Annotated in this window: 22 protein-coding genes; 7 read left to right on the plus strand and 15 right to left on the minus strand. The window is 37.4% G+C overall.

The features are described 5' to 3' along the window. Positions 1–150: 150 nt before the first annotated feature. From PVK62_RS00630 to PVK62_RS00650, 5 genes are all read right to left on the minus strand, one after another. Positions 151–2,136 (minus strand): methyl-accepting chemotaxis protein, encoded by a 1,986-nt coding sequence (locus PVK62_RS00630; RefSeq protein WP_274449323.1) that lies wholly within the window; start codon positions 2,134–2,136, stop codon positions 151–153. Positions 2,137–2,365: 229 nt separating this feature from the next. Further along, the gene (gene torA / locus PVK62_RS00635; RefSeq protein ID WP_274449324.1) at positions 2,366–4,828 is read right to left on the minus strand and encodes a trimethylamine-N-oxide reductase TorA; all 2,463 of its coding nucleotides are present in this window, start codon (positions 4,826–4,828) and stop codon (positions 2,366–2,368) included. Between the two features lie 23 nt (positions 4,829–4,851). Next, the gene (torC, locus tag PVK62_RS00640) at positions 4,852–6,030 is read right to left on the minus strand and encodes a pentaheme c-type cytochrome TorC (protein ID WP_274442674.1); all 1,179 of its coding nucleotides are present in this window, start codon (positions 6,028–6,030) and stop codon (positions 4,852–4,854) included. A 60-nt stretch (positions 6,031–6,090) separates the two neighbouring features. Further along, a complete protein-coding gene (gene torE, locus PVK62_RS00645) occupies positions 6,091–6,264 on the minus strand; it encodes a trimethylamine N-oxide reductase system protein TorE (RefSeq protein ID WP_274442675.1) in 174 nt (57 codons plus the stop codon). Positions 6,265–6,597: 333 nt separating this feature from the next. After that, complete coding sequence (locus PVK62_RS00650; RefSeq protein WP_274442676.1) at positions 6,598–6,906, minus strand: DUF1289 domain-containing protein; 309 nt, start codon at positions 6,904–6,906, stop codon at positions 6,598–6,600. Positions 6,907–6,992: 86 nt separating this feature from the next. On the opposite strand from PVK62_RS00650, the gene PVK62_RS00655 reads away from it, so the two are divergent. Together PVK62_RS00655 and PVK62_RS00660 are read left to right on the plus strand one after the other, a co-directional pair. Then, positions 6,993–7,511 carry a DUF2058 domain-containing protein gene (locus PVK62_RS00655; RefSeq protein ID WP_274442677.1) on the plus strand — a complete coding sequence of 173 codons (519 nt, stop codon included), beginning with the start codon at positions 6,993–6,995 and terminating at the stop codon, positions 7,509–7,511. A gap of 4 nt (positions 7,512–7,515) precedes the next feature. Continuing rightward, entirely contained in the window at positions 7,516–7,710 is a 195-nt protein-coding gene (locus tag PVK62_RS00660; RefSeq protein WP_274442678.1) for a DUF2986 domain-containing protein, read from the plus strand. A 96-nt stretch (positions 7,711–7,806) separates the two neighbouring features. Here the strand turns inward: PVK62_RS00660 and yjjG are convergent, their stop codons facing one another. The 5 genes from yjjG to PVK62_RS00685 are packed head-to-tail and all read right to left on the minus strand — an operon-like array spanning position 7,807 to position 12,572. Then, positions 7,807–8,487 carry a pyrimidine 5'-nucleotidase gene (gene yjjG, locus PVK62_RS00665; protein WP_274442679.1) on the minus strand — a complete coding sequence of 227 codons (681 nt, stop codon included), beginning with the start codon at positions 8,485–8,487 and terminating at the stop codon, positions 7,807–7,809. Between the two features lie 36 nt (positions 8,488–8,523). After that, complete coding sequence (gene modC, locus PVK62_RS00670; RefSeq protein ID WP_274442680.1) at positions 8,524–9,618, minus strand: molybdenum ABC transporter ATP-binding protein ModC; 1,095 nt, start codon at positions 9,616–9,618, stop codon at positions 8,524–8,526. Between the two features lie 3 nt (positions 9,619–9,621). Then, entirely contained in the window at positions 9,622–10,311 is a 690-nt protein-coding gene (gene modB, locus PVK62_RS00675) for a molybdate ABC transporter permease subunit (protein WP_274442681.1), read from the minus strand. Next, entirely contained in the window at positions 10,311–11,045 is a 735-nt protein-coding gene (gene modA, locus PVK62_RS00680; RefSeq protein WP_274442682.1) for a molybdate ABC transporter substrate-binding protein, read from the minus strand. Before modA ends, modB begins: the two co-directional genes overlap by 1 nt. A gap of 21 nt (positions 11,046–11,066) precedes the next feature. Then, positions 11,067–12,572, minus strand: a complete 1,506-nt coding sequence (locus PVK62_RS00685) for a cobyric acid synthase (RefSeq protein ID WP_274442683.1) — start codon at positions 12,570–12,572, stop codon at positions 11,067–11,069. 227 nt (positions 12,573–12,799) lie between these two features. On the opposite strand from PVK62_RS00685, the gene PVK62_RS00690 reads away from it, so the two are divergent. The 3 genes from PVK62_RS00690 to PVK62_RS00700 all read left to right on the plus strand — a co-directional run bounded on the left by PVK62_RS00690 (position 12,800) and on the right by PVK62_RS00700 (position 15,444). Then, positions 12,800–13,180 carry a YgiW/YdeI family stress tolerance OB fold protein gene (locus PVK62_RS00690; RefSeq protein WP_274442684.1) on the plus strand — a complete coding sequence of 127 codons (381 nt, stop codon included), beginning with the start codon at positions 12,800–12,802 and terminating at the stop codon, positions 13,178–13,180. Positions 13,181–13,264: 84 nt separating this feature from the next. Continuing rightward, on the plus strand, positions 13,265–13,804 hold the full coding sequence (locus PVK62_RS00695; RefSeq protein WP_274442685.1) for a hypothetical protein: 540 nt from the start codon (positions 13,265–13,267) through the stop codon (positions 13,802–13,804). A gap of 221 nt (positions 13,805–14,025) precedes the next feature. Continuing rightward, entirely contained in the window at positions 14,026–15,444 is a 1,419-nt protein-coding gene (locus PVK62_RS00700) for a lytic transglycosylase F (protein ID WP_274442686.1), read from the plus strand. Positions 15,445–15,528: 84 nt separating this feature from the next. On the opposite strand, the gene PVK62_RS00705 is transcribed toward PVK62_RS00700, so the two are convergent. Together PVK62_RS00705 and PVK62_RS00710 are read right to left on the minus strand one after the other, a co-directional pair. Continuing rightward, a complete protein-coding gene (locus PVK62_RS00705) occupies positions 15,529–16,182 on the minus strand; it encodes a putative ATP-dependent zinc protease (RefSeq protein WP_274442687.1) in 654 nt (217 codons plus the stop codon). 67 nt (positions 16,183–16,249) lie between these two features. Next, a complete protein-coding gene (locus PVK62_RS00710; RefSeq protein ID WP_274442688.1) occupies positions 16,250–17,437 on the minus strand; it encodes an amino acid aminotransferase in 1,188 nt (395 codons plus the stop codon). A gap of 303 nt (positions 17,438–17,740) precedes the next feature. Here PVK62_RS00710 and PVK62_RS00715 point away from each other — a divergent pair, with 303 nt between their 5' ends. Then, on the plus strand, positions 17,741–19,585 hold the full coding sequence (locus PVK62_RS00715) for a deoxycytidylate deaminase (protein ID WP_274442689.1): 1,845 nt from the start codon (positions 17,741–17,743) through the stop codon (positions 19,583–19,585). A gap of 43 nt (positions 19,586–19,628) precedes the next feature. Here the strand turns inward: PVK62_RS00715 and nrdG are convergent, their stop codons facing one another. Both nrdG and nrdD read right to left on the minus strand, forming a co-directional pair. Next, entirely contained in the window at positions 19,629–20,099 is a 471-nt protein-coding gene (nrdG, locus tag PVK62_RS00720) for an anaerobic ribonucleoside-triphosphate reductase-activating protein (protein WP_274442690.1), read from the minus strand. Further along, on the minus strand, positions 20,099–22,219 hold the full coding sequence (nrdD, locus tag PVK62_RS00725) for an anaerobic ribonucleoside-triphosphate reductase (RefSeq protein ID WP_274442691.1): 2,121 nt from the start codon (positions 22,217–22,219) through the stop codon (positions 20,099–20,101). Before nrdD ends, nrdG begins: the two co-directional genes overlap by 1 nt. A gap of 240 nt (positions 22,220–22,459) precedes the next feature. Between nrdD and PVK62_RS00730 the strand changes: the two genes are divergently transcribed. Next, the gene (locus PVK62_RS00730; RefSeq protein ID WP_274442692.1) at positions 22,460–23,344 is read left to right on the plus strand and encodes a metal-dependent hydrolase; all 885 of its coding nucleotides are present in this window, start codon (positions 22,460–22,462) and stop codon (positions 23,342–23,344) included. 87 nt (positions 23,345–23,431) lie between these two features. Here PVK62_RS00730 and PVK62_RS00735 read toward each other — a convergent pair whose 3' ends face one another. Further along, the gene (locus PVK62_RS00735; RefSeq protein ID WP_274442693.1) at positions 23,432–24,613 is read right to left on the minus strand and encodes a tetratricopeptide repeat protein; all 1,182 of its coding nucleotides are present in this window, start codon (positions 24,611–24,613) and stop codon (positions 23,432–23,434) included. Positions 24,614–24,749: the final 136 nt, after the last annotated feature.

A 24,749-nucleotide genomic window follows, 5' to 3' on the forward strand; every position in this document is an offset into this window, starting at 1 on the left:
TTTCTTCATTTGTTAATCCCAAAATGAGTAATGAGTCTTTATTGATGCTCCTTACAGCATGTTCATTCATCTTTATTCTCAGTTTAAAATCGACGATTGTAAAATACCAAGTCAGTTATCATTGATACTGACTTGGTATATTTAATTACTCTATACTTTAAAGAACTGTAGCTGTTCTCTTTGATTTTCAGAAAGTTCAGATAAATGTTGGCTTGCTTGAGTGGACTCTCTAATCCCATCTACATTCTGATTAATACTCTCAGTAATTACATTTACGTTTTCACTAATAGATTCAATCGCTCTGCTTTGCTCGTTAGCAGCAGTTGCCATCTCAGCATTAGTTTGAGAAATAAGCTCTATTGAGTCAGAAATACTTAATAACTGATTATTCGTATCTAGACTCATTTGAGCCGTTTTATGGATCATATTAATAGACTGATTAACTGAATCAACCACGGTTAATGATTTTTGCTGTAAGTTATTAATGATATCTTGAATATTCTGAGTTGACTGTTGAGTCTTAGCAGCAAGCACACGAACTTCATCAGCAACCACCGCAAAACCTCGACCACTTTCACCAGCACGCGCAGCTTCAATTGCCGCATTCAACGCTAATAAATTAGTTTGTTCTGAAATAGAATCAATAACAGTAATGACTTCACTGATACGGTCAGTTTGATCTTTTAATATCATAACTTCAGTAGAGGTTTCATCCATCTGAATAGCAAGATCTTGGCTTAATTTTACACCTTCAGCTGCTGATTTAGCTCCCTCACGACTCATTCCCAGCACTTCTTTAGCTTTAAAATCTGCTTGATTTGCCGAAGCATCCACTTGATTAGCTGAAGCGGCTAATTCAGTAATTGCCGTCGCAATCAAATCAACTTGAGATTTTTGATCTGATGCATTCGCCTCACTTTGTACCATAATTGCGGCAAGTTCTGTTGACGATGAAGAAACTTCTTCACCAACGTTACGTAAACTACTAATCATATCTTGTAAGCGAACTACAGTGCTGTCTGTATTCTTACATAGCTCACCAATTTCATTGTCACTTGATTGATTATTCAATGAGTCTAAACGACCATTTGAAATATCTGACATCTGTCCTTGAAGCACTAAAATTGGTTTAGTTACGATCTGAGCAATAACAACACCAATAATTAAAGAGATAATGACAGCAACCGTTATAGCTAATAATAATAAATTCTGACTTTCATTAATCAATGACATATTTTCTTCTGAAATATTACCATTCATTTTAGTTAGACGAGCACTCTCTTTATTTAACTCTTTATATAATCTATCTCCAAGCTCAATTAACTCTTTTTTATTTTTACTTATTTCATTAGTTGTATCCCATAATACAAAACTAATTTCAGATTGAGTTTTAAATGCTGATGCAAGAATATTTTTAGCATCCGCATGTTCTAATGGTTCAATCAGTTTAGCTAATTCATTAAATTCGCTATTAACCATATCTATTCTTGGGATATTTCTTACCGATGTATGTAAATCGTCATTATATAGCGAAGTTATATGAACTTCGATACGGTTTACTTTATCGTATACTTGAGGTAGCACCTTTTCCCAATATAACTTTGACTCTTCACTTTGTGATTGTGCAAATATTAGTTCACTTGCCTGGTAGATATGAGTCGTTAAATACAGTAAATTATCCCAATGATTTTTCTTTTTATCATAAATTTTTACAATTTCATCTGAATGTTTTTTATAATTATTTAACAGGGAGAGTAGCTCATTGACTTCAGATTGAAGCTGTTCAGGTGACTTAACCGCTGCCCCCATATTTTGCAGTGTTCGTTGTTGATTTACCATATTGGTAAAGTTAGAACTAATCTGCGAACTAATATCATCAAAGTCGATTAATTCTAACAATTCAATATTTGTAAAACTTGCAGCTACACTTAATCGAAGAGATAACAAACGTGACTCGGCAATAGAGACATTACTCAATTGTTGACTACGATGATCTGAAATCTGAACATTTCTATTAGTTAAATCTAATTTAGAGTTAACTAAATAAATAGCTATCATCATAAAAATAATAGTTACTAAAACTGGAACTAATATTTGGTATTTTGTTTTTAAATTTGAAAGTAACTTTTGCAGCATTCTTACATTATCCTAATGATTTCACTTATGTGATATTTTCGGCGAGAGAATAATACATATTTTGCTTTTCTCATAGCAAAAAAACACTAATTATGAAGAAATAAAAAATACAACAAACAAGTTATTAACACGTTTATTTTTATGTTCCCCCCCCACTTAAGATATGAATAGCAGATACAAAAAAAGCACCTACATTGAGGTGCTTTTTTATTAATTAACTTTTATTGTCTTACTCAACAATAATTGGACCACCAAATGAGGTAACTGGTGGAACCTTGCCTTTAAACTTCTCAAAATTAACTAAACATGTATTCGCAGAAGTCGCCTGAGCAAGCTCAGATGATGGAATATCTTGTGTTAGTGTATTTGGATCGCCATACGTACAGATTGCACCCACTTTTTCGTTCAATGGACCATACCATGCGCCCTCTTCGATACGGATAACACCACTTGGGTAGCTATCAGTAAGAACAGCACCAGCAAGAAGCTGACCACGGTCATTAAATACGCGAACTAAATCGCCATCTTTAATGCCTTTTTCTTTTGCATCAAGAGGGTTAATGTATACCGGCTCACGGCCTTGAACAGCGTAAGTTGCACGGAATGCTTCAGATTCACACATTTGTGAGTGCAGACGCTTGTCAGGGTGACAAGATTGCATCCAGAATGGGTGTTTCTTAGAGCCAGGACCACCGTGTGAACGTTCCGATTTCTCGAACCACATTGGGTGACCTTGACATTCTTCATAGCCAAAACGTGCAATTTTACGACTTGTGATTTCAATGAAACCAGAAGGTGTACCTAGAGCATTAACTTCAGGGTCTTTACGGAAGTCGGCGTGACGAACCCATGGTTTACCTTCACCAAAGTCTAGAACACCTTTTTCCCAGAATACATCAAATTCAGGCATTTCAAATTTGCCTTCGTTTGCTGTGCGACAATCAGCATAAAGTGAACGGATCCACTCCATCTCATCCATACCACGAGTATATTCTTTATGACGGCCAAAACGACGAGTCAGTTCTGTCATGATCTCAAAATCAGATTTTGATTGGTATAGTGGATCAACCAGTTTGTGCATTGCTACTAGGCCACGTGCAGAGTATGAACCATATTGGTCAATATCATTACGTTCCCATTGCGTACATGCTGGAAGTACGATATCTGAAAAACGACACGTTGCAGTCCAAGCAAAATCAATCGTTACAACCGTTTGAAGTTTTTGGAACGCTTTCTTCATACGGTTACGATCTTGGTGGTGATGCCAAGGGTTATTACCAGAAATAACCATCATTTTGAAATCAGGTAATACAACTTTAGAGCCGTTGTAACGGATCTCTTTACCTGGTTCTAATAAACAGTCGATCCAACGAGCAACCGGAATTGTGTTGCTGTAACCGTTAAAGTCGTTGTTATTCCACTTAGGTTCATGACCTTGGTCCACATTACGAGGGAAACCACCAGGGCCTGAGAAACCAGTAGACGGAACACCAACACTTGAGTAGTGGTGGCTGTAAGATACACCGCCACCTGCTAGACCGATTTGACCTGTCATTGCAGATAGAACCGTACCCATCCAGTATGGTTGCTCACCGTGTTGTTGACGTTGAATACACCAACCAAATAGGATCTGTGTACGACCTGTAGACATCATCTTCGCGAATTCACGAATTTGCTCTGGTGATACGCCACAAATTTCAGAAGCCCACTCAGGAGTTTTAACTACTTTATCTTTAGTCTCACCAAGTACGTATTGCATGAATTCATCAAAACCTAAACAGTAAGTTTCGATAAACTTCTTATCATACATATCTTCTGTGTATAGCGTGTAAGCAACAGCCAACATGAACGCCACATCAGATTGTGGGTTAATGTACATGTGGTCATTCTGTAAATAACGCTGTGTTTTGTTTTTAACAGGGTCAACAGAAAGTACGTTGATTTCGCCTTTCGCTACTTTTTCTTTAAGTTGCTCTAGGTACGCGTAAGATTCATGAGTCTCACAGTTCCAACCTACTTGTAGGTTTTTAACTGGATCCGTCGCCCATAAGATAATGTTATCTGAATGCTCTAGGATTTCAGACCAAGATGTGCCTTGCGCGTATACTTCTGTAGAACCAAGTACGTAAGGCATGATCGTTTGACCAGCACCCGTCGAGTAGTCACCTACTTTCTTGATGAAGTTACCGTGCATACCAACAGCACGCTGCATTTGAGCAGTACAGTTATGGAAAGAACCTGTTTGGTTCCAACCCGTTTGACCTGCATGTAGAGCCCATGGACCGTAGTCTTTTTGAACACGCTCAAGCTCACGGTAGAATAAATCTAACGCTTCATCCCAAGTGACACGTACAAAACGATTGTTACCGCGAGTCTCAGCTGAATACTTATGTTTTTTCAGCCAATCTAGACGTACCATTGGGTAACGTACGCGGCTTGGGCTATAAATAATACCTTTGATACCATCCAACATGTCTGTTGGGTGCTTATCCATTTCTAATGCTTTAATCTCTTGTACTTTACCCGCATAGATGTGTGCACGGAATGCACCCCAATGCGAGCCAGATGTACGCCATGTGCCTGTTGTTTCTGCTGCATTGGCTTTTGAAGACATTAGTAGGCTTGGACCCACTAAAGATACTGCACTTGTTGTTGCAACACCTTTTAGAAAACTTCTTCTGCTAATAGGCATAATTCTATCTACTCCATTAATTCTTAGTGTTTTTCGTCAGAAAAATCTGAAGAGTGTTTTTGTAGGTATTTCAATACAAGTGATTTACTGTCTGTATCGAAGTTAACGAACGCCATCATACCGTCAAACATACCTGGCCATGTGTTAGAATCAAAATGCGCTTCTGCTGGTTGAGTGTGACATACTGAACAGTTAGTTTTGTATGACTCTTCCGCTTTTTGCCAAACGGTAGTGTAATCAGGTAAGAAATCTTCTTTCTTCATCCACAGACTTACCGTTACACGCTGCCAAGGTAGACCGGTTAGATCATCTTCTTTAGTTTCAAATTTCTGTACAAACTTATCGTTTTGAGCTGCATCTTTAAGCAAAGCACCAACGGCAATGTTCATACCAAAATCTTCTTGGATAACACGACCGAAACCTTTAACTTTACGCCAGCCTTCAATTGCAACTTTCATTGCATCGTCTTTCTCTTCAAGTACAGTCACTTGAGAGGCAGGGTTTAATAGACCCGCTTCAACTGTCAATTTATCATCTTCATACATTGGAAGGTGACGAACAGAAACGTAAGTTTGACCATCTTCGTATTTAGTGTTGCTTGCTAGTTGAGTTAACTCACCAACCATACCGCCAGAACTGTCCATATTTGCAGGAAGGCTGTGTGCAATACCTTTATGACAATCTACGCAACTTTGATCACGCTCTTTTGCACCTTGCATTTGAATACGTGCTGTAGGCTGCATTTTAGAGAAATCCATACCGTCATAGTCATGACAGTTACGACACTCAAGAGATTTGTTCGCGCTAAAACGGTCCCATTCGTGCTGGGCTAAAACGATACGACGCTCTTCAAATTTCTCTGGAGTATCAATGAAACCAAATACGTGAGCGAATACTTCTTTACTTGCTTGCATTTTACGAGCAATTTTAGAAGTCCAATCGTGAGGAACATGACAATCAGGACATGTTGCACGAACACCAGAACGGTTTTTATCGTGAATTGTACCTGCATATTCAGGTTGAATATTGTCAGCATGACAGCTCACACAGAATTCTTCTGTATTTGTCGCTTCTAAGGCAACGTTAAAGCCACCCCAGAAAATAACACCGGCAACGAAACCACCAAGGGTAAGAACACCCAAGCTGATATGTACACTTGGACGGGCAAAAACCGACCAAGCTTTTTTAAGTAATGATATCATAATTGCTTCTCTTTCTTATCTAATTCTAATTGTTGTTTCGATTCTTTCTAAACGAGAGAATCAACCGTGACCAGGCATACCAAAAAACAGCATCTGCATGAACCATACAGAGAAACCGTAAGCACCCACCACTCCCACACTTAGAATTGGGAAAAGAACAACTGTGATGAAGAAAAAGGCTTTCCATTCAGATGAACGTTCCGCTCCATCATTTTGCTTTATTGCATTGCTCATAATTATTTTATTCCTAGTTATCTTTCTACTTTATAAATATAGAAAATGTTAACAAGTTATCGAACCTATCTGACATAGATTTTAATCCCTCACAAATAGTGCTTCAATTAAATTTTCAAGATAACGCCTTTTATCTACTAGTTTTTTGCGTTCATCCAGAAATATATTTAATTGAAATAAAATATGTAGAATTATTAACAATTATGTCAGCTTAATTTTATGTGATAATTGTTAACCATGTTAATTATTCCCAAAGGATAGGTTATTTTATCAACTTTGCTAATTGATCTACATCACTTTAATCTACTTATGCTATAGCTTAGCACGTAAATATCACGCTATAGGCTTTCTTGATAAGCAATGTTGGCATAAACACTCAGAGTTCTCAGAAACAATACCCACATCACGAGTATCAACCTCAAAACACCAACACGTTTCCATACCCATTTTAATGTCACATTGAGTAGGTTTTGTACATTCTGGGCAAGTATGTGTGGGTGTTTTTCCAGACAATCTATCCATCACATTATCTCTCTCTTCATCTGTCATTGATTTCCACTCCATAATCTCAGTGATGGTTCGTTTGCAACCAATACAGATACCATCTTCGTTTTTACAAGCTGCAATACAAGGTGTTTTCATCTTTACTTCTCTCTATGTCCTTTAAATCCCATACAACTCATGGGATAATCGTCGGAATTCGACATCGTTATTATTAGGAATTATTTATGGCACTAAGCTTACAAGAGCAAATGCTAAAAGCTGGGTTAGTGAACCAAAAGAAAGTAGCAAAAGCAAAGAAAGCTTCAAAAAAATCACGCGTTCAAAATCGTGAAGCAAAAGCTGCGGTTGAACTAAACAAAGCAGCTCAAGCAGAAAAAGACAAAGAACTAAGCCTTAAGCACAAAGCAGAGAAAGAGCAAAAAGAGTTAACGGCACAAATCAAACAATTGATCACAGCAAATAAGCTGGATCGCACTCATGGCGATATCGGCTATAACTTTACTGATGGCACGCTAGTTAAAAAAATGTATGTAGACAAAACAATGCAAACACAATTAATTGCAGGCCGTCTTGCTATTGTTCATTTTAATGAAGACTATGAAATTGTTCCTGCTGGTGTTGCTGATAAAATTACACTGCGTGATGAATCAGTTGTTGTACTTAACAACGTTATCGCGGAAGATGCACAGGATGAAGACGACCCGTATGCGGAATTCGTTATTCCTGATGATTTAATGTGGTAATAAAATGAGCCGTAAAAATAAAGTCAAAGAGACTCTTTTAAAAAAGCACCGTAGAACTCAAACGAAAAATAGTCGATCGCATAATAAACCAAAATATATTTGTAAAGCAGATCGCGAGAAAATGGAACTTGAAGCTGAACAAGCGACGATAGAATCAAAGAACACCGAAACAGAACAAGTAACACCAACAGAAGAATAATATTTTCTGGTTAAGTGATACAGAAAAGCCTCATTGTGATATTGAACAATGAGGCTTTTTTATAATAAAAATACAGTTTACTGCATAAGAAGCCTTCTAAGCATTATGTAGCAGTACTTGTAAATCATTAAGTGTCTTAACGGTATACGTTGGTTTAATACCTTCAGAGCATGCTTTGTGGCTTGCATTTAGCCAACATGTATCAACCCCTGCATTCATTCCGCCTAATATGTCAGAATCAGGATTATCACCTACCATTAATACTTTAGATAAGTCTACAGAGCCCATCTGTGAAAAAGTATGTTCAAAAATACGTTTGTCAGGCTTCGCTACACCGACTTGCTCTGAAATCGTAATTAATTCAAAATAATGACTGAACTCTGTTTTTTCTAAGCGAATTTTCTGTAGCTCAGTAAATCCATTCGTTATGATCCCCATTTTTACATTATTCGCTAACAATGAATCAAGTAATTCTCTTGCTCCATCTAGTGGTATACAGATCTCTGCCATCGCCATCATAAAAGCACTATTCATTGCTCTTGGCGTAACACCTACTTTATTTGCCCACTCTTTAAATCGTGTTTCTTGTAACTGCTGAGCGGTAATTTCATTATCTTGGTATTGCTCCCACAATGGTTTATTCACCAATTGATATTCAATAAATTGTTCTTTACTAAAATCAATGCCATAGCCTTTGAACATACGTTGTAAACCTGCAAACGCATCAAAATGAAAAAGGGTTTCATCAGCATCAAATAATATCCATTGGTACTTCATATTTACTTCCTTTATGGGCTTTTATTTTTAAGAACATTATTTTGAGCATAAGTCTGATTGAGTCACACTTACACCTTTAATTTGCGCAAACCAGTGTTGCCCGACTTCTAATGCAAGCTCTTCTTGTGCCCAACGCGTAATATTGGCCCACAGTACGTGCCCAGATAAATTCAATTTGACTGCCACCACATCGTTTTCTTTATCTTCGGTTAAGCTCTCAATGACTACTGGTAAAATATTACGAATCGAGCTTTGCTCTGGTTGTTGTTTAATCAAAGATACATCATTGGCTCGAATACGTAAGCGAATTTTTTGCCCCTCTTCCATGCACTCACAGGGAGATTTCACCCAAATACCTTGCTGAGAATTATCCAAGGTGACTAATGTCATTGGGTGCTCTGAATGTAACTGAGTAATAAATCCTTCTAATAATGCAGAATGTTCTGACGCATTTAACCAAGGACGCATTAATGGAGACCCCCATACGCTAGTAATATCTCCAGATAGACTCACTTTGCCTTGATTCAATAAAACCATATGATCAGCCAAGCGTAAAATTTCATCTAAACTATGAGTTACATAAATGATCGGGGTTTGAATTTCTTTCGCTAGCCTCTCTAAATAAGGCATTACTTCATGTTTTCTTGGTAGATCTAAAGACGCTAATGGTTCATCCATAATAAGCAATGCTGGCTCTGATAAGATAGCCCTGCCAATCGCCACTCTTTGTTTCTCACCACCAGATAAAGAATGAGGATAACGTTGCAACAAAGATTCGATGTCTAATAGCTTTACTACATCATTAAATAGGTACGTTCTTTTACCATTGCATCCATAAAGTAAGTTTCCTTCTACTTTATAATGAGGGAATAAACGTGCGTCTTGAAATACATAACCAATATGACGCTGTTCTGGTGGTATCGATACTCTTGCATCTGAATCAAATAACACCGAATTATTAAGGCTAATTCGTCCCGAATCCGGTGAGCTAAGCCCACTAATAATATTAGCGAGTGAGGACTTACCTGCCCCTGAGCGCCCAAACACAGCACTGATACCTGAGGATGGCAGCGCTAATTGAACATCAAGAGTCAAATCACCTAATTGTTTTTTTATATCAATAACTAACATGAATTAACCCATTAACCTTTTTTTACTGGTACGTGCTAACCATTCTGATAGTAATAATGAAATTAAAGCCACAATAATTGAAATAACACACAAGCGTGCAGCCTGCATTTCTGCTCCTGGAATTTCAATATAACTGAACATAGCAAGAGGAAGTGTTCGAGTTTCACCCTCTATATTTGAGACAAAACTAATCGTGGCACCAAACTCACCTAAACTTCTTGCAAACGCCAAAACCGCACCCGTTAAAATCCCCGGTAACATTAATGGTAAAGTAATCGTAGTAAATACTTTGCTTCGTGAAGCTCCTAGCGTTCGAGCCGCTTGCTCTAATTTTTGATCGACCGATTCTAAGGCTAAGCGAATCGCGCGAACCATCAAGGGTAATGCAACAATAGCTGAAGCGAGTGCGGCCCCTTTCCAATTAAAACTGAATGTTAGGCCAAATAGCTCATACAACCATTTACCAATGATACCTTGTCGTCCCATTGATATAAGCAGTAAGTAACCAATCACGACTGGCGGCAATACTAACGGTAAATGAATCAAACCATCAAGTATGGCTTTTCCTTTAAACTCACAACGAGCTAACACCCAAGCTAAAAGAATGCCAATAGGTAAAGAAAAGCCTACCGCTATGCCTGCAATTTTTAAACTCAGTAGTAACGCTTCTACTTCATAATCCGTCAGTATCATTAAATTGTTGTAAATCCATAAGAGGTGAATATATTTTTGGCTTTTTTAGATAATAAATATCGATAAAAATAAGCGACCTTCTCTGAGTTTTTATTTTTGATTATTGCCATTGGATACACAATAGGATCATGAGAATCAGCAGGGAACTCCTCTACAATTGTGACCTCTTTTGACAACAATGCATCGGTTTTATACACAATACCCAGTGGCGCTTCATCACGCTCAACGAACAGTAAAGCGGAACGGACATTATTGCCTGATGCAATATGATCTTTCACTTCAGGCCAGCGGAACTGTTTTTCTAAGCTTTGTTTTCCATAGAGCCCCGCGGGTACATGCCTAGGATCTGCCATGGCAATTCGGAAGCCTTTTTGTCCAATAAACCACTGCCATGTATTTTCTGTTGGTGTACTTTTTGAGGCTATTAACACCAAGACATTTCGTAATAAATCGACTTTGCTCTCGGTGTCTATTTGATCTTGTTCAATCAAATAATCCATCCATTTACTATTTGCTGAAAGGTAAATATCCGCAGGCGCACCATTGGAAATTTGTCGAGCCAATGAAGATGAACCAGCAAAGCTGACTCGTACTTTTTCACCCGTTTCATTCTGGTACTCATCAACAATATCATTCATCACGTTTGTTAATGATGATGCTGCATAAACCGTGACATTTGCTGATACTGATAAAGAACTAAACAAAAGTGCTAAACATAATGTTAATCGAGACATACTTATACTTTCCTTAATACGCTAATACGCGGCTTTCTTTTCAAATAAATTTGGCCAAATCTGTGACAGATCCAAACTCTCTTCAATTGACTCGGCAATACGCTCAATGGCTTCTTCTTGAATGGCGCCCATATCTATCGCTTTAGTCCCTTGTAAACCCGCCCAAGACAGAATGGCTTCAAACGCGGCGGGCTCATCGAGAATACCATGCAAATAAGTGCCAAAAATGGTGTTTTCATCATTAATTGTACCATCATGTCTTACTGTATTTTCATTTGTAATTGATATTAGGGACTTATTATCGTTATCCTGAGAGCCTTCTTTTGTACGAGTACTTACTCCTGCGTGAATTTCATAGCCTTTAATGTTCACTAAAGCTTGTCCAGGAAGGTTCAACGTTCCCTCAACCAACGTTAATTGTTTCTGCTTTTTTAGCTCAGTAGTAATCGGTAAATAACCTAACCCAGAAATCGAAGATGCTTTTCCTTCAAGGCCAAGTGGATCGGAAAGCTTATCCCCTAACATTTGATACCCTCCACAAATACCCATGACTTTACCGCCATAGCGTAAATGTCTCTCTATGTCTTTATCCCACCCTTGCGATTTAAGGTAATGTAGATCGGCTTGTACTGATTTACTGCCGGGAAGAAGAATAAAATCAGCGCCTGATAATGATTGCCCCTTGCCAACAAACTGAAGATCAATCTCTGGATGTAAGCGAAGCGGATCAAAATCAGTATGATTACTTATACGTGTAACGACAGGAACTTTAACAACAAACTTCCCTTTCTCTTGCTGTTCGCTCTTAATCGCATCTTCGGCTTCTAGATTTAACCCATGCAAATAAGGGATAACGCCTAATACTGGTTTACCCGTTTTCTCTTCTAACCATTCAAGGCCGGGAACAAGTAAAGAAATGTCACCACGAAAGCGGTTAATCACAAAGCCTTTTACTCGTGCTTGTTCCGATTCAGATAATAAAGCTAACGTGCCATATAAATGCGCAAACACACCACCGCGGTCAATATCAGCAACAATAATCACAGGAACATCAGCCGCTTCAGCAAAGCCCATATTAGCGATGTCATTTTCACGTAAATTAATCTCAGCAGGACTTCCCGCCCCTTCAACCACGACACACTGATAGTGTTCAGTTAGATAAGAAAATGATTCCAAAACGTAAGGCATGGCTAATTTTTTGTAATCTTGAAAGCCCCAAGCATCCATGGTTTCAATCGCTTTACCTTGAACAATAACTTGAGCACCTATATCTGTATTTGGTTTTAATAAAATAGGATTCATATGAACATGAGGTTTTACTCTTGCCGCATCAGCTTGAAGCGCTTGAGCACGACCAATTTCCCCCCCCTCTTCAGTGACGGCACTATTGAGTGCCATATTCTGAGGCTTAAAAGGGGCAACTTGGATCCCTTTATTGGCAAGAACTCGGCATAAGCCTGCCACAAGTACGGTTTTTCCTGCATCAGAGGTAGTACCTTGAACCATTAACGGGGCAAAATCATTCATAATTCCATCTATTTATATTAGAAATTCAGTCGCTAATATTACCATTATTCCAAGTTGAGAGGGAGGCTCTGTCTATCTTCTTTCGTCCTTAAATTTAGATGAATTGAATATGAATATTTTACTCACGATAGATTCAACCTTGTTTTGTTTTAATAGCTCTATCAAAGCGACACCGCTTAATATGATTCATTTTAAAAAACAATTCATTATCAAATTAAGGATTTATTATGAAAAAGACAATTATTGCAATTACTGCAGCTCTAATCTTATCTCCAACTATCGCGCTAGCTGACAGCAGTGGCCACAATAATCACAAACAAGCACAATTTAATTATACGGGACCAGTCAGCACAATTGGCGTTGCAGAGTTATTGAAAGACACGAGTATATTTACAGAAAAGAATGCCATTGTAGATGGAAAAATCATTCGCCATCTTCGTAAAGATAAATACCTATTCTCTGATGGCACAACTGAAATCCAAATTGAATTAGACGATGATATCTCATTACCAACAGCAATTAATGAAACCACAAAAGTGCGTTTATTTGGTGAATATGAAGGCGGGAGTACACCAGAAATTGAAGTTGATAGCGTTCAAATCCTGTAAGCTCGCACAAAAACTTATAACCTGGCCTATATTTTGCATGAATTTTATCATAGATCAAATTCATGAATGTTAGGTTAATAAGTTATGGAATCAACTAAGTACATCAAAAAGGCTCTCATATTGGCAACCATGTTATCTTCGTCAGCAGCGACGGCCAATAACTTCCCTTATAGCTTTTTTGAAGCCCGAATAGGTACGAGCCCTGGTACATTTGGTGCTCAAATTAACCAACAATTTACAGAAAATTCTCACTTAGTTGGACAAATTGAAAGTAAACTTGAAGGTGACTGGGATATTAATGGTGGTATCGGTTTTAACGGCCCTATTAATGAGTTTGCTGATATTTATGGTCAATTATTACTCCATAACGTAAAAGACAAGTCAAGTGACAAATTTGGCGATCAAATGCTCACTGAAGTTAATTTTGGTGTTCGAGTTTGGTTAATGCAACAAATTGAAGTTGGTGCAAAATATGGTCAACTCTTTAATAGCGATACCAACAAAGATATTGGTAGCGTACATTTTCGCTTCCACTCCACAGAGAAACTTTCTGTCGGTGCTGAAGCTAAATTCAACGGTATCTATGGCGGTCAGATGATGATGACAGCAAGATTTACGTTCTAGTACACTGAAATGACTCCGTACATTTTAAAGTAACTAAAAAACTAAATATTAGCCTTTCGAGTCAATTTTAGAAAAATAAACATAAAGTCAGTGCATTTATAATTAATTCACTGGCTTTTTTGTTTCAAAAATAAGCATTCTTTAAATCAATCAAAAAACACTTGATTTCACTTTCTTTTGCACCTAACTTGTTATCATGTTGTTAAAAAGGATGTTACGACATGAAAGTGTTGCATAAATTACTATTATTACTTTGGTTTACTCCCTACTTGGTTTTTTCTATTGAGCTTTCCCCATTAGCTCAGGTGCCCTATACCGGAGATTTAAAAGTACTAGAAAAGAAAGGGACTATACGAGTTCTTGTCTCTGCCGATCTCGGTTTTTATTATATAGAAAAAGGTCAACCTAAAGGAATAATTGCTGAGTTTCTTCACCATTTTGAATTACATTTACGTAAAAATAAAATACAGGTAAATATTCAAGTTATTCCAGTTCCACGAGATGATCTTTTTGATACGCTCGAAGCAGGCTTTGGGGATATTGCTGTCGCTAATTTAACCATTACACCACAACGTTTAAAATACGTTGACTTTAGTGATCCTATTATCAGTAACGGCCAAGAGTGGCTTGTGAGTTCAAAATCAGTTCCTACTATTACTTCTTTCGAAGATCTATCAGGGAAAGAAGTCTGGGTTCGAGCAAGTTCGAGTTATTTTGAAAGCTTACAGGTTATTAATAAAAGCTTATCAGAAAACGGGCTTCCCCCTATATACGTTCAATTTATCGAAGAGAATCTTCAAGATTACGAATTGATGGAGATGATAAATCAAGATATTCTGCCTATTACTGTTATTGATAGCCATAAATCACAATTATGGACAAACATAATGGAAAATATCACGATCAATAAATCACTCCCAATTAGGACCGATGCAAATATTGGTTGGGCAATAAGAAAAAACAGTCCTCAATTAAAAATAGCACTTAATAAATACGTAAAAAAAATTAAACAAGGCTCTTTTCTAGGAAACGTTATCTATAACAAATACCTTGGTAATACCAAATGGCTTAAAAATGCACTTAACCCAAATACGGTTAAACAATTTAATAGCCTTGCTCTTTTATTCGAGCAATATGCGGAACAATACCAATTCGATTGGTTAATGATTTCAGCCCAAGCTTATCAAGAATCAAGATTTAACAATCGACTTGTATCTCACATGGGTGCGGTAGGGATTATGCAGGTTCTACCTAAAACAGCCAAAGAACCTTATATAAATATCAAGAATTTCAGACAGCTAGAACATAACATTCATGCTGGTGTAAAATACATGGACTTTGTCCATAAACGCTATTTCTTAAGGCCAGAAATAACCAAAGAAAATCAGATGTATTTTTCACTAGCAGCCTACAACGCAGGTCCTGCTAATGTAAGAAAAATGCGTAGGATGGCGCTAAAGCACGGCTATAACCCTAATGTCTGGTTTAATAATGTGGAGATCATGGCTAGAAAATATGTCAGTAAAGAGCCGGTTCACTATGTGGCTAATATCAGTCGTTACTATGTTATCTATAAACAGATTGCACTACTGCAATCACTTAGAGAACATCAAAACGCCTCTAACTACAAACTGTTTTAACCATACAAAAATGCCCAAATCTAATTTGGGCATTTTTTGCTAATTATATTTACACTAGATAACCTAAACCAGAATAAATAGGCTTTATTTAGCTAATTTCACTTTTGGTTGAACAAATTTTTTGCTGACATCGACAACCGCAACATCACGAAAGAAAGTTCTACCCAGTAAGACAGGGAAAGTCATGTGTGTACGATCATTCAACGTGAACTCTGTTTTGGTTTTTAAATCACCGATTTGAACCCAAACTGCAATTACAGGGCGATCTGTTCTCTCTTCGGTACTCGATTGTCGAATCGTCACAATACGAGAAACAGGCAATTCAAATGCCTTGGTCTTATTACCACTATGAGCCAATTTAAACTTGACCCAATCTTTTCCATCACGCTCAAACATTTGAATATCGATTGCAGAAATGGACGAGGTTGTTGCTCCAGTATCGATACGAGCCTTAGCATTATGATTTATTGCTTTGATGTACATCCACTCTTCTTCACCTAAGATTAATTTACCATCTGCCGTTTTTAAATTGGTAGCATCTGGCTTCTTTACTGGTGGCTTTGGATCAACTTGCGGCTTCTGCTCAGGCTTTACTTCTGGTTTTTTTTCAGGAGTAGCTGGTTGCTCTACCGCTGGCTTATCTGCGCTCTCATCAGGTGTCGTTGTTGCTGTTGTAGACATACAACCAGCAAGAAAAATAGGTAAAAGTAACATTGACCACTTTTTTGTTATCTTCATGCGTTTTCCTTTACTGTCTTATTTATAACCATTTGTTTTAGTATCGTGAACATTTCAAAAATATCCATTACTTATTTGCAATAGAGGCTATAGATTTTGCAATATAATCAATGTGCTGCTTTTGCATACCTGCGATATTAATGCGTCCATCTCCTACGGCATAAATACCATATTGTGATTTTAAACTTGCCATCTGCACAGGAGTGAAACCAATAACAGAGAACATGCCTTTATGCTGTTCAATAAAATCAAAGCCTGTTGATTGTGTTTCATCGCGTAGTGCCGCACAAAGATCAGTGCGCAAACTCAATAGTCGTTTTTGCATCTGATCTAGCTCTGTGCGCCATAATAACGTTAATGCTTCGTCATTTAAGATCCGACCTACAATCGCTGCACCATGATCGGGCGGCATGGTATAAGTTGCACGTGCCATTTGTAGAAGTTTTGCTTTGGCATTCATTGCTATTTCGATATTGGCAGCAATAACCATTGCAGCACCAGTACGCTCACGATATAGACCAAAATTTTTTGAGCATGAGGTGGCAATAAACATTTGAGGAACACGGTCCGCCATAAAACGTAAACCTGCCCCATCAGCTTCTAACCCATCACCAAATCCTTGGTAGGCAATATCTACAAACGGGATAAAACCGTTCTTTAGCGCTAATTCTGTAATTGCAATCCAATCAGAAAGACGAATATCAGCCCCCGTAGGGTTATGACAGCAACCGTGAAGCAAAATAATATCTTTAGCGCCTGCTTTTGAAAGATCAGCCATCATCGCTGCACTATCGACTTGTTTTGTTGCAGGATTAAAGTAATTGTAGTGCTTAACCTTTAATCCCGCCGCTTCCATGACTGGTTGATGGTTAATGTAGCTCGGGTTACTTATCCAAACCGTTGCATCTGGCTCTGTTGATTTAATTAGATCAGCAAGCATACGTAAGGCACCACTTGCTCCAGGGGTTTGAATCGCAGAAACACGCTCATACGCAGAGGTGTCATGTAGCAGTAAATCAACCATACTCTGATTAAAGACTTCACAACCGGCAAGACCTACGTAGGCTTTTGTGGTTTGCTCAGCAGCGATAGCTTTTGCTGAATCACTAACCGCTTGCATGATTGGAGTTTGACCTTGGTCATTGCGATAAACACCAATGCCGAGATCGACTTTGTTGTCACGCTCATCAGCACGGTATTCAATAGAAAGAGAAAGAATGGGATCTTTAGCAGGAGTCGCTATATTTTGCAGCATATTTTCATATCCTTATGATCTGTAATGTATTTAAGTTACCATTCAGATAGGAAAATATCACGTTTTATTGTTTGTATTTTTACAATTTTCTTACAAATGGTTAATTGTATGAATAATTTGATTGCTCGAACCACGCCACTCCAATGACGGGTCGGCATTTATAGATAGCTAAACTGTAATATTGCATGCAAAGCAATTAACTACAATACTATCAATATCTTATTGAAAAAATAGTCTTTCCTTATTAAAGCTAAATCAATAGAATGGAGTTCTAAATATTATCGCGTTTAAAGTGGTCGTAAAATGAACAGAAATGTAATATCTAATCTTTTAAGTGAGCGTAGTAATTTCATTGTATTAGGTTTAACTGGTAGAACAGGCTCTGGCTGTACTACAACTGCAAGTTTACTAGAAAAAGGTGATCTAGTATCTCCTGTCGATACACAAGAATTAAAATACAATGGTACTAATTTTTTTACAGGTCTCAATCAAAAACGTTATGAGATAGTTAAAAAATACACTGAAAAAAATAAACAAAATTTTACGACTATTAAAGTAAGTGAATTAATAAGTGCTTTTATACTAGATATAGATAAGTACCAATTGATAGAATTCATAAAACAATTAGACCCTGATTTATATGAAAATATAGAAGATGATTTTCATAATACGGAAAAATGCTTTATAAAGTATAAAAAAAAGATGTCCGATATCTCAGATATTAATAAATATATTTTAAACGAAAATGATTTAACACGACAAGATGTTGCTAATAAATTAGGGGCGTGGCAAGAATTAATTCATAAGTTTTCTGCTGAATTTAAAAATGAATTGGGAAAAATAAGAAAAGAACTATATGTAACACTATACCAAGAAGCTGGAGATTCGATAAGAAGTACAGGTAAAATATCTACATTATTTCACTTAAATATAGACATTGATAATTTATATAAGATACCTAGAGTTATAAATAAAATCATAAAAATACAAAGGTATTTAGATAAAAAATTACATAAAAAAACTTATATCGTTATTGATGCTATTAGAAACCCATATGAAGCAAAATATTTCAAGGACAGATATTCTGCATTCTATTTAATGTCTATAAATACTATCGATGAAGATAGAAAAAAATATTTAACTAATATACATAAATTCACGACAGATAAAATCACTGAGATAGATAAGAAAGAGTCTGGAAAATCAATAAAAACTTTGCAAAAATGCGACACCTGCAACGATGTTAAGTATGGGGTGGTAAATAAAAATACAACACAATGTGAGAAAAAAAGATGTAATGGTAAGTATTCTGAAGACAAAGAAAATCATATTGAATTATTAATTCAAAATGTTAAAAAATGTGTTGAAATATCAGATATACATATTTTCAATCCAAAAAATGAACCTGACAATCATAATATTCTTAAAGCTCAACTAGCTTGGTATACTAGCTTAATGAAGCACCCCGGCCTAGTTACGCCGACAGCTTTAGAGAGAGTTATGCAAATTGCTTATACTGCCAAAATGAACTCAGGATGTATATCTAGGCAAGTAGGCGCTGTAGTTACTGACGTCGATTATTCTATTAAATCTGTCGGTTGGAATGATGTTGCAACAGGGCAAGTACCTTGCAACTTAAGATCATTATGCGGATTAAAAAGTTTTTCAAGTAATATTGACTATAGTTTATATGAAAGACAAAATAAGGATTTTAGATCCGAAGCTGAAAAAAAATTAAATAGCCTTTCCAGCATAAAAGATTCTGGTCGAAACCTTTCTTATTGTTTTAAATCAATACAAAACACTGTGGATAATGAAAAGAACCAAGTGCATACTCGCTCTTTACATGCTGAAGAAAATGCATTTCTTCAACTAGCAAAATATGGAAGCGCTGCGATTAAAGGCGGTAAATTATTTACAACAGCAAGTCCTTGTGAACTTTGTGCAAAAAAAGCATACCAACTAGGTATTGAGGAAGTAATATACATAGATCCTTACCCTGGTATTGCAATGGACCATATTCTAAATATAGGTTCTAAACCACCTAGCCTTATTCAATTTAGAGGTGCTGTTGGCTCTGCTTATCATAAGCTCTATGAACCATTAATGCCTTATAAAGATGAATTAGAATATCTAACCATAACGTAAAGTATTCGACCGAGAGGCAATATTAAATTACCTCTCGGTTACATTAAATGCTATTAAAATAGTGAATAATTTGATTGCTCGAACCACGCCACTCCAATGACGGGTCGGCTTTGTCTTGCTCAAATCGGCCATCAATGAGAGTATCAATCAGAGTCACGATCTCTTTTTGTGTTTCATTAAGCTCGTTTAGTTCGTAACCCGTCCACATCCAAATGTCTTTATTTTCGCATTCAGATTTGACTCGTTTGACTAACTTAAGTACCGCTTCACAATTCATTGGGTGCAGTGGATCACCGCCTGATAACGATAATCCTCGGCGATAAATACGCGTATCATTCAAATCAGCAATAATCTTATCTTCTAGCTGCTGGCAGAAAAGATGCCCCGAGTTTGGATTTAATGTCGATTTGTTGTAGCACCCTTTACAGTTGTGCTCACAACCAGAAACAAACAGGGTACAACGCGTACCCGGCCCGTTAATCACATCGATCGAATGATAGACGTGATAATTCATTATAAATGTTTCACTCGACGTTGAACTTCTTCTTGCTTACCAAAGTTAAATGGACGTGCATCAGGGCTGCCTAAGTAACCACAAACACGGCGTGTTACTGATACTTTGGTTGAGTCATGGTTGCCACATTTAGGGCATGTAAAGCCTTTGCTTGTACATTCAAACTCACCGGTGTAGCCACACTCATAACACTCATCGATCGGTGTATTTGTGCCGTAATAAGGCACACGTGTATAGCTGTAATCCCATACGTTTTCTAATGCTTCAATATTGCGTTGCATGTTAGGGAATTCACCGTAACAAATGAAACCACCGCTTGAGATCTCTGGGTATGGCATTTCAAAATCGATTTTATCGTATGGGTTGACTGTTTTTTGTACATCCAAATGGAAGCTATTGGTGTAATAGCCTTTGTCTGTCACTTTATCAATCACACCAAATTGAGTGTTATCAAGTTTACAGAAGCGAGAACATAAGTTTTCACTTGGCGTACCGTATAAACTAAAGCCGAAGCCTGTTTCTTTGGTCCATACTTGAACTGCGTCTTTTAGATACTGAATGATCTCTAATGCTTTAACTTGAAGTTCAGCATTGTCATATAGATGATCATCGCTACCAAATAGTGCTTCGATTGTTTCATGCACACCAATGTAGCCAAGCGATACCGACGCACGACCATTTTTGAAGATATTAATAATATCATCATCTGGTTTTAGACGAACACCACATGCACCTTCCATATAAAGAATAGGGGCTACACGTGCTTTCACACCTTCTAAACGAGAAATACGTGATTCTAAAGCACGACGACATAACACTAAACGCTCATCAAGCAACTTGTAGAATGCATCGACATCCCCTTTTGCTTCAATAGCAACACGAGGAAGGTTTAAGCTCACCACACCTAGGTTATTACGACCATCGTGAATTTGCTCGCCGTTTTCTTCATATAAGTCTAAGAAACTACGACAACCCATTGGCGTTTTAAATGAACCCGTCACCTCTACCACTTTATCGTAGTTAAGAATATCTGGATACATACGTTTTGATGCACACTCAAGCGCAAGCTCTTTAATATCGTAATGTGGATCTGATTTCTTATGATTCAAACCATCACGAATAGCGAATACTAATTTAGGGAAGACCGCTGTTTTACGGTTTTTACCTAAACCGGCAATACGGTTCGCTAAAATAGAACGTTGGATCAACTTAGATTCCCAGGTTGTACCTAAGCCAAAACCAAAAGTAACAAAGGGGGTTTGGCCGTTCGCTGTATGCAGTGTATTGACTTCATACTCTAAAGATTGGAATGCGTCGTAACACTCTTTTTCTGTTTGTGCTTGAGCAAATGCTTCAGCATCTGCAATGTTCCATTTTTCAGCCAGTTTCTTCGCTTTTTCATAACTAACCGTTACGTATGGCGCAAGGATCTCATCGATACGGTTAATCGTAGTACCACCGTAAATATGGCTTGCTACTTGAGCAATAATTTGGGCGGTTACTGCTGTCGCTGTGGCAATTGATTTTGGCGTATCAATTTCTGCATTACCCATCTTAAAGCCACCCGTTAACATGCCTTTTAAGTCAATCAGCATACAGTTAAACATTGGGAAGAAAGGGGCGTAATCTAAATCATGATAATGGATCTCTCCACGCTCATGCGCTTGTACAATATCACGAGGTAAAATATGACGCGTTGCATAGTGTTTTGCCACAATACCAGCAAGTAAATCACGCTGCGTTGGGATAACTTTGCCATCTTTATTCGCGTTTTCATTAAGCAGTTCTGCATTGCTTTGTTCAATCAGACCACTGATTTCTTTATTTAGTACACTGATTTTCTCACGAGCGATATCGCGGTCATGACGATATTCAATATAAGCGCGTGCTAATACTTTATGTGGTCCTTGCATTAATTCATTTTCAACCAAATCTTGGATCTGGCGAATACCGACTTCTTTCTTATCCTGTAGAGCCACTTCTACAGCATGAGCCACTAACTGTGCATAACTTTCAATCTCAGGAGTTACCTGCTCTGACGCGCCTTTAATTGCGTCAATAATACGAGAGTTCTTATAGGCTGCGCGGCTTCCGTCTCGTTTGATTACAGTGATATTCACAATGGCTCCAAATACTAAATAGTGGGTGCATTAGATCAGCTAACACAAGATGTGGTGTATTAAGCTCGATCTGAGAATAAAATACCTTGATCTAGATCAAACTACACCTGAGGGTGATTCTAGTTTCACCACTGCTTTATGATTGTTCTCAAATTTACTGCAATGTATGAAAATGAAACATTTTTTTGTGTGCTATATGCGTATTTTTTAATTAAACTGCTTGCGATTTCTGGAGGACTTATGAATCAACGAATTACTCACTTTTTTAGTTTTTGCATCCTTATTTTTAGCTCATTTACTAGTAACGCGATCACATTTTCGACCTGGAACATGGAATGGTTGACACTTAACCCTAGTGAAAAATTTAAATCTTCAGAGAGATACCAACAAGACTTTGAACAATTAAGTTACTATTTTTCTCAGTCAAAGAGTCAAATTTTGGCTTTTCAAGAAGTCGATTCTATAAAAGCAATCCAAAAAATCGTTGGTAATGATTATCAAATTTTCATTTCCGATCGCTCTTCTAATTCTAAAAAACAATTTGATGGTATTAACCAGTACACAGGATTTGCAATTCATAGGTCGATTTCAGTAAATGACCCTAATGATTTTTCTCTTTTACCTAAGAAGAAAAGCAGTAAATTACGCTATGCAACTTATGTTATCGCGAGCATAGATAATCAACCTCTTCATCTTCTGTCTGTACACCTAAAAGCAGGGTGCGTGGGACAGAAGAAAAACAACTACGCATGCTCGACTTTAGATCAACAAACCGAAGAATTAACAAATTGGATGAATGAACGAGAAGAGAATAATGACAAGTATTTAATTTTAGGGGATTTCAATAATACCCTCGCTCACCCAAGAAGTTGGTTATGGAAAAATATCGATAAACAAACGATAAAAACGCCCACACTGTTAACCAAAAATACCAAAGGAAACTGCACTGCAAAACAGTGGAAGCGAGGTTGGCCTAAATACACCACGTTTACCCGTTTAATTGACCATGGTATTTCTAATCTTTCACCAGAAGCAATGACTGTAACCCAACAAGTTTTCGAACAATCAGATGTGAAAAAATACCAACTCACGGATCACTGCCCTATTCTTTTTTCATACCAGTAAAATAGGTCGCTAAACACTCTGATAAAGAAACAAAAAGGGGCACTAATATAAGTGCCCCTTTGATTACAGATTATTAAAATAAAGAGATTAAAATTTTGCCTTGCTATCCATTTTGGTTTGACTAAAATCCAAACTCTCTTTTTTCGCCTCTTCTTTTACTTTTGATTGAGTCGACGTCTGATCTTGTTGCGTTGAAGTCTCTTCCTGTCCCTTATCCTCTTGTGAGGCATCTTTTGATTCAGATTCAACTACAAATTCATTGCTATCAGGAAAATAGCTCTCACGCTGATATAGCTTATCCAATGATTTGATGATGATGTGTTTTTTTACTTTACCTTTGGCCATCTTTTCAAAGAGAGGCTTTGCCATGCTCTGTAAACCAATCACAGCATCAACACCAACAAGGTGTCCAACATGATCACGTCGAGAAACCGCGGCTTCAATGCCATTTTTTGCAGCTAACCATAACCAAATATAAGCAATAGAATTACCTTTCTCATTAGTATCTGCGCCCATTTCTCCCGCAAAATATTGTGCTTTAGCATCTCCAGCTTCTGCCGCGACTTCTAGCCAATACGTTGCTTTTTTAGAGTCCTTGGCTACTCCTCGACCTTCTGAATACTGCTTACCAATGCGAATTTGTGCTTCAATATTATCAAGCATCGCTGCTCGTAAGTTCCATTCTGCGGCTAATTTAGCATTAGGTTGTGGATTTGATTCTGCAACATACCAATCAGCAATAAAAAGTTGAGCTGGGATATGATCTAATTCAGCAGCTTCTGTAATTAGATTGATTCCTTTTTCAATATTCGCTTCGGTACCATTACCTTGCAAAAATGCGATACCTAAAGCAAGTTTCTCTTCAGCACCCCCTTCCTGCGCAGCCACTACCTTACTCCAAAAAACGGATTTCTCTCGTAATTCTACATCTTCACGGCGACTATCACACAGACGAATAACAGAGCGCATCGCTATATTATTATCTAGTTTTGCTGCCATCTCATACCAGTGTAAGGCTTCTTCAAAATTGTTCATTTCAGCTTCTTTTGCTAAAAACAATTGAGTCGATATATGGCCCGTTTGCGCTTTATACACACGCTCTTGGCGCTCTGCTGCTCGTGCTTCTGCAAGCGCTCGACGATATGAACTTTCATCGCGTTCTTTCTGTTTCTGTTTTTGTTTCTGTTTATTATTCGCGAAAAATAAATTAATACACACTAACACGAGCAAAATAACTAGCCCAACGACAGCGATTTGAATCCAATCCATGCTACCTCATTATTCTGAATTTTTGATATTACCTATTATTATCGACATTAATGACCAAAACATGAAAAAATTTTTGTGATTCATCTTCAAAAAAACACTTAAATCAACTGCAATTTTATAAATTAATTTCATATAG

The organism is Aliivibrio sp. S3MY1 (genome assembly GCF_028765575.1).
In the GTDB taxonomy this organism is placed as follows: domain Bacteria; phylum Pseudomonadota; class Gammaproteobacteria; order Enterobacterales; family Vibrionaceae; genus Aliivibrio.

What these genes read in the sequence shown, in the direction of transcription:
- PVK62_RS00630 (WP_274449323.1), bottom strand. Translation starts at nt 2,136, where the DNA reads ATGCTGCAAAAGTTACTTTCAAATTTAAAAACAAAATACCAAATATTA.
- torA (WP_274449324.1), bottom strand. Translation starts at nt 4,828, where the DNA reads ATGCCTATTAGCAGAAGAAGTTTTCTAAAAGGTGTTGCAACAACAAGT.
- torC (WP_274442674.1), bottom strand. Translation starts at nt 6,030, where the DNA reads ATGATATCATTACTTAAAAAAGCTTGGTCGGTTTTTGCCCGTCCAAGT.
- torE (WP_274442675.1), bottom strand. Translation starts at nt 6,264, where the DNA reads ATGAGCAATGCAATAAAGCAAAATGATGGAGCGGAACGTTCATCTGAA.
- PVK62_RS00650 (WP_274442676.1), bottom strand. Translation starts at nt 6,906, where the DNA reads ATGAAAACACCTTGTATTGCAGCTTGTAAAAACGAAGATGGTATCTGT.
- PVK62_RS00655 (WP_274442677.1), top strand. Translation starts at nt 6,993, where the DNA reads ATGGCACTAAGCTTACAAGAGCAAATGCTAAAAGCTGGGTTAGTGAAC.
- PVK62_RS00660 (WP_274442678.1), top strand. Translation starts at nt 7,516, where the DNA reads ATGAGCCGTAAAAATAAAGTCAAAGAGACTCTTTTAAAAAAGCACCGT.
- yjjG (WP_274442679.1), bottom strand. Translation starts at nt 8,487, where the DNA reads ATGAAGTACCAATGGATATTATTTGATGCTGATGAAACCCTTTTTCAT.
- modC (WP_274442680.1), bottom strand. Translation starts at nt 9,618, where the DNA reads ATGTTAGTTATTGATATAAAAAAACAATTAGGTGATTTGACTCTTGAT.
- modB (WP_274442681.1), bottom strand. Translation starts at nt 10,311, where the DNA reads ATGATACTGACGGATTATGAAGTAGAAGCGTTACTACTGAGTTTAAAA.
- modA (WP_274442682.1), bottom strand. Translation starts at nt 11,045, where the DNA reads ATGTCTCGATTAACATTATGTTTAGCACTTTTGTTTAGTTCTTTATCA.
- PVK62_RS00685 (WP_274442683.1), bottom strand. Translation starts at nt 12,572, where the DNA reads ATGAATGATTTTGCCCCGTTAATGGTTCAAGGTACTACCTCTGATGCA.
- PVK62_RS00690 (WP_274442684.1), top strand. Translation starts at nt 12,800, where the DNA reads ATGAAAAAGACAATTATTGCAATTACTGCAGCTCTAATCTTATCTCCA.
- PVK62_RS00695 (WP_274442685.1), top strand. Translation starts at nt 13,265, where the DNA reads ATGGAATCAACTAAGTACATCAAAAAGGCTCTCATATTGGCAACCATG.
- PVK62_RS00700 (WP_274442686.1), top strand. Translation starts at nt 14,026, where the DNA reads ATGAAAGTGTTGCATAAATTACTATTATTACTTTGGTTTACTCCCTAC.
- PVK62_RS00705 (WP_274442687.1), bottom strand. Translation starts at nt 16,182, where the DNA reads ATGAAGATAACAAAAAAGTGGTCAATGTTACTTTTACCTATTTTTCTT.
- PVK62_RS00710 (WP_274442688.1), bottom strand. Translation starts at nt 17,437, where the DNA reads ATGCTGCAAAATATAGCGACTCCTGCTAAAGATCCCATTCTTTCTCTT.
- PVK62_RS00715 (WP_274442689.1), top strand. Translation starts at nt 17,741, where the DNA reads ATGAACAGAAATGTAATATCTAATCTTTTAAGTGAGCGTAGTAATTTC.
- nrdG (WP_274442690.1), bottom strand. Translation starts at nt 20,099, where the DNA reads ATGAATTATCACGTCTATCATTCGATCGATGTGATTAACGGGCCGGGT.
- PVK62_RS00730 (WP_274442692.1), top strand. Translation starts at nt 22,460, where the DNA reads ATGAATCAACGAATTACTCACTTTTTTAGTTTTTGCATCCTTATTTTT.
- PVK62_RS00735 (WP_274442693.1), bottom strand. Translation starts at nt 24,613, where the DNA reads ATGGATTGGATTCAAATCGCTGTCGTTGGGCTAGTTATTTTGCTCGTG.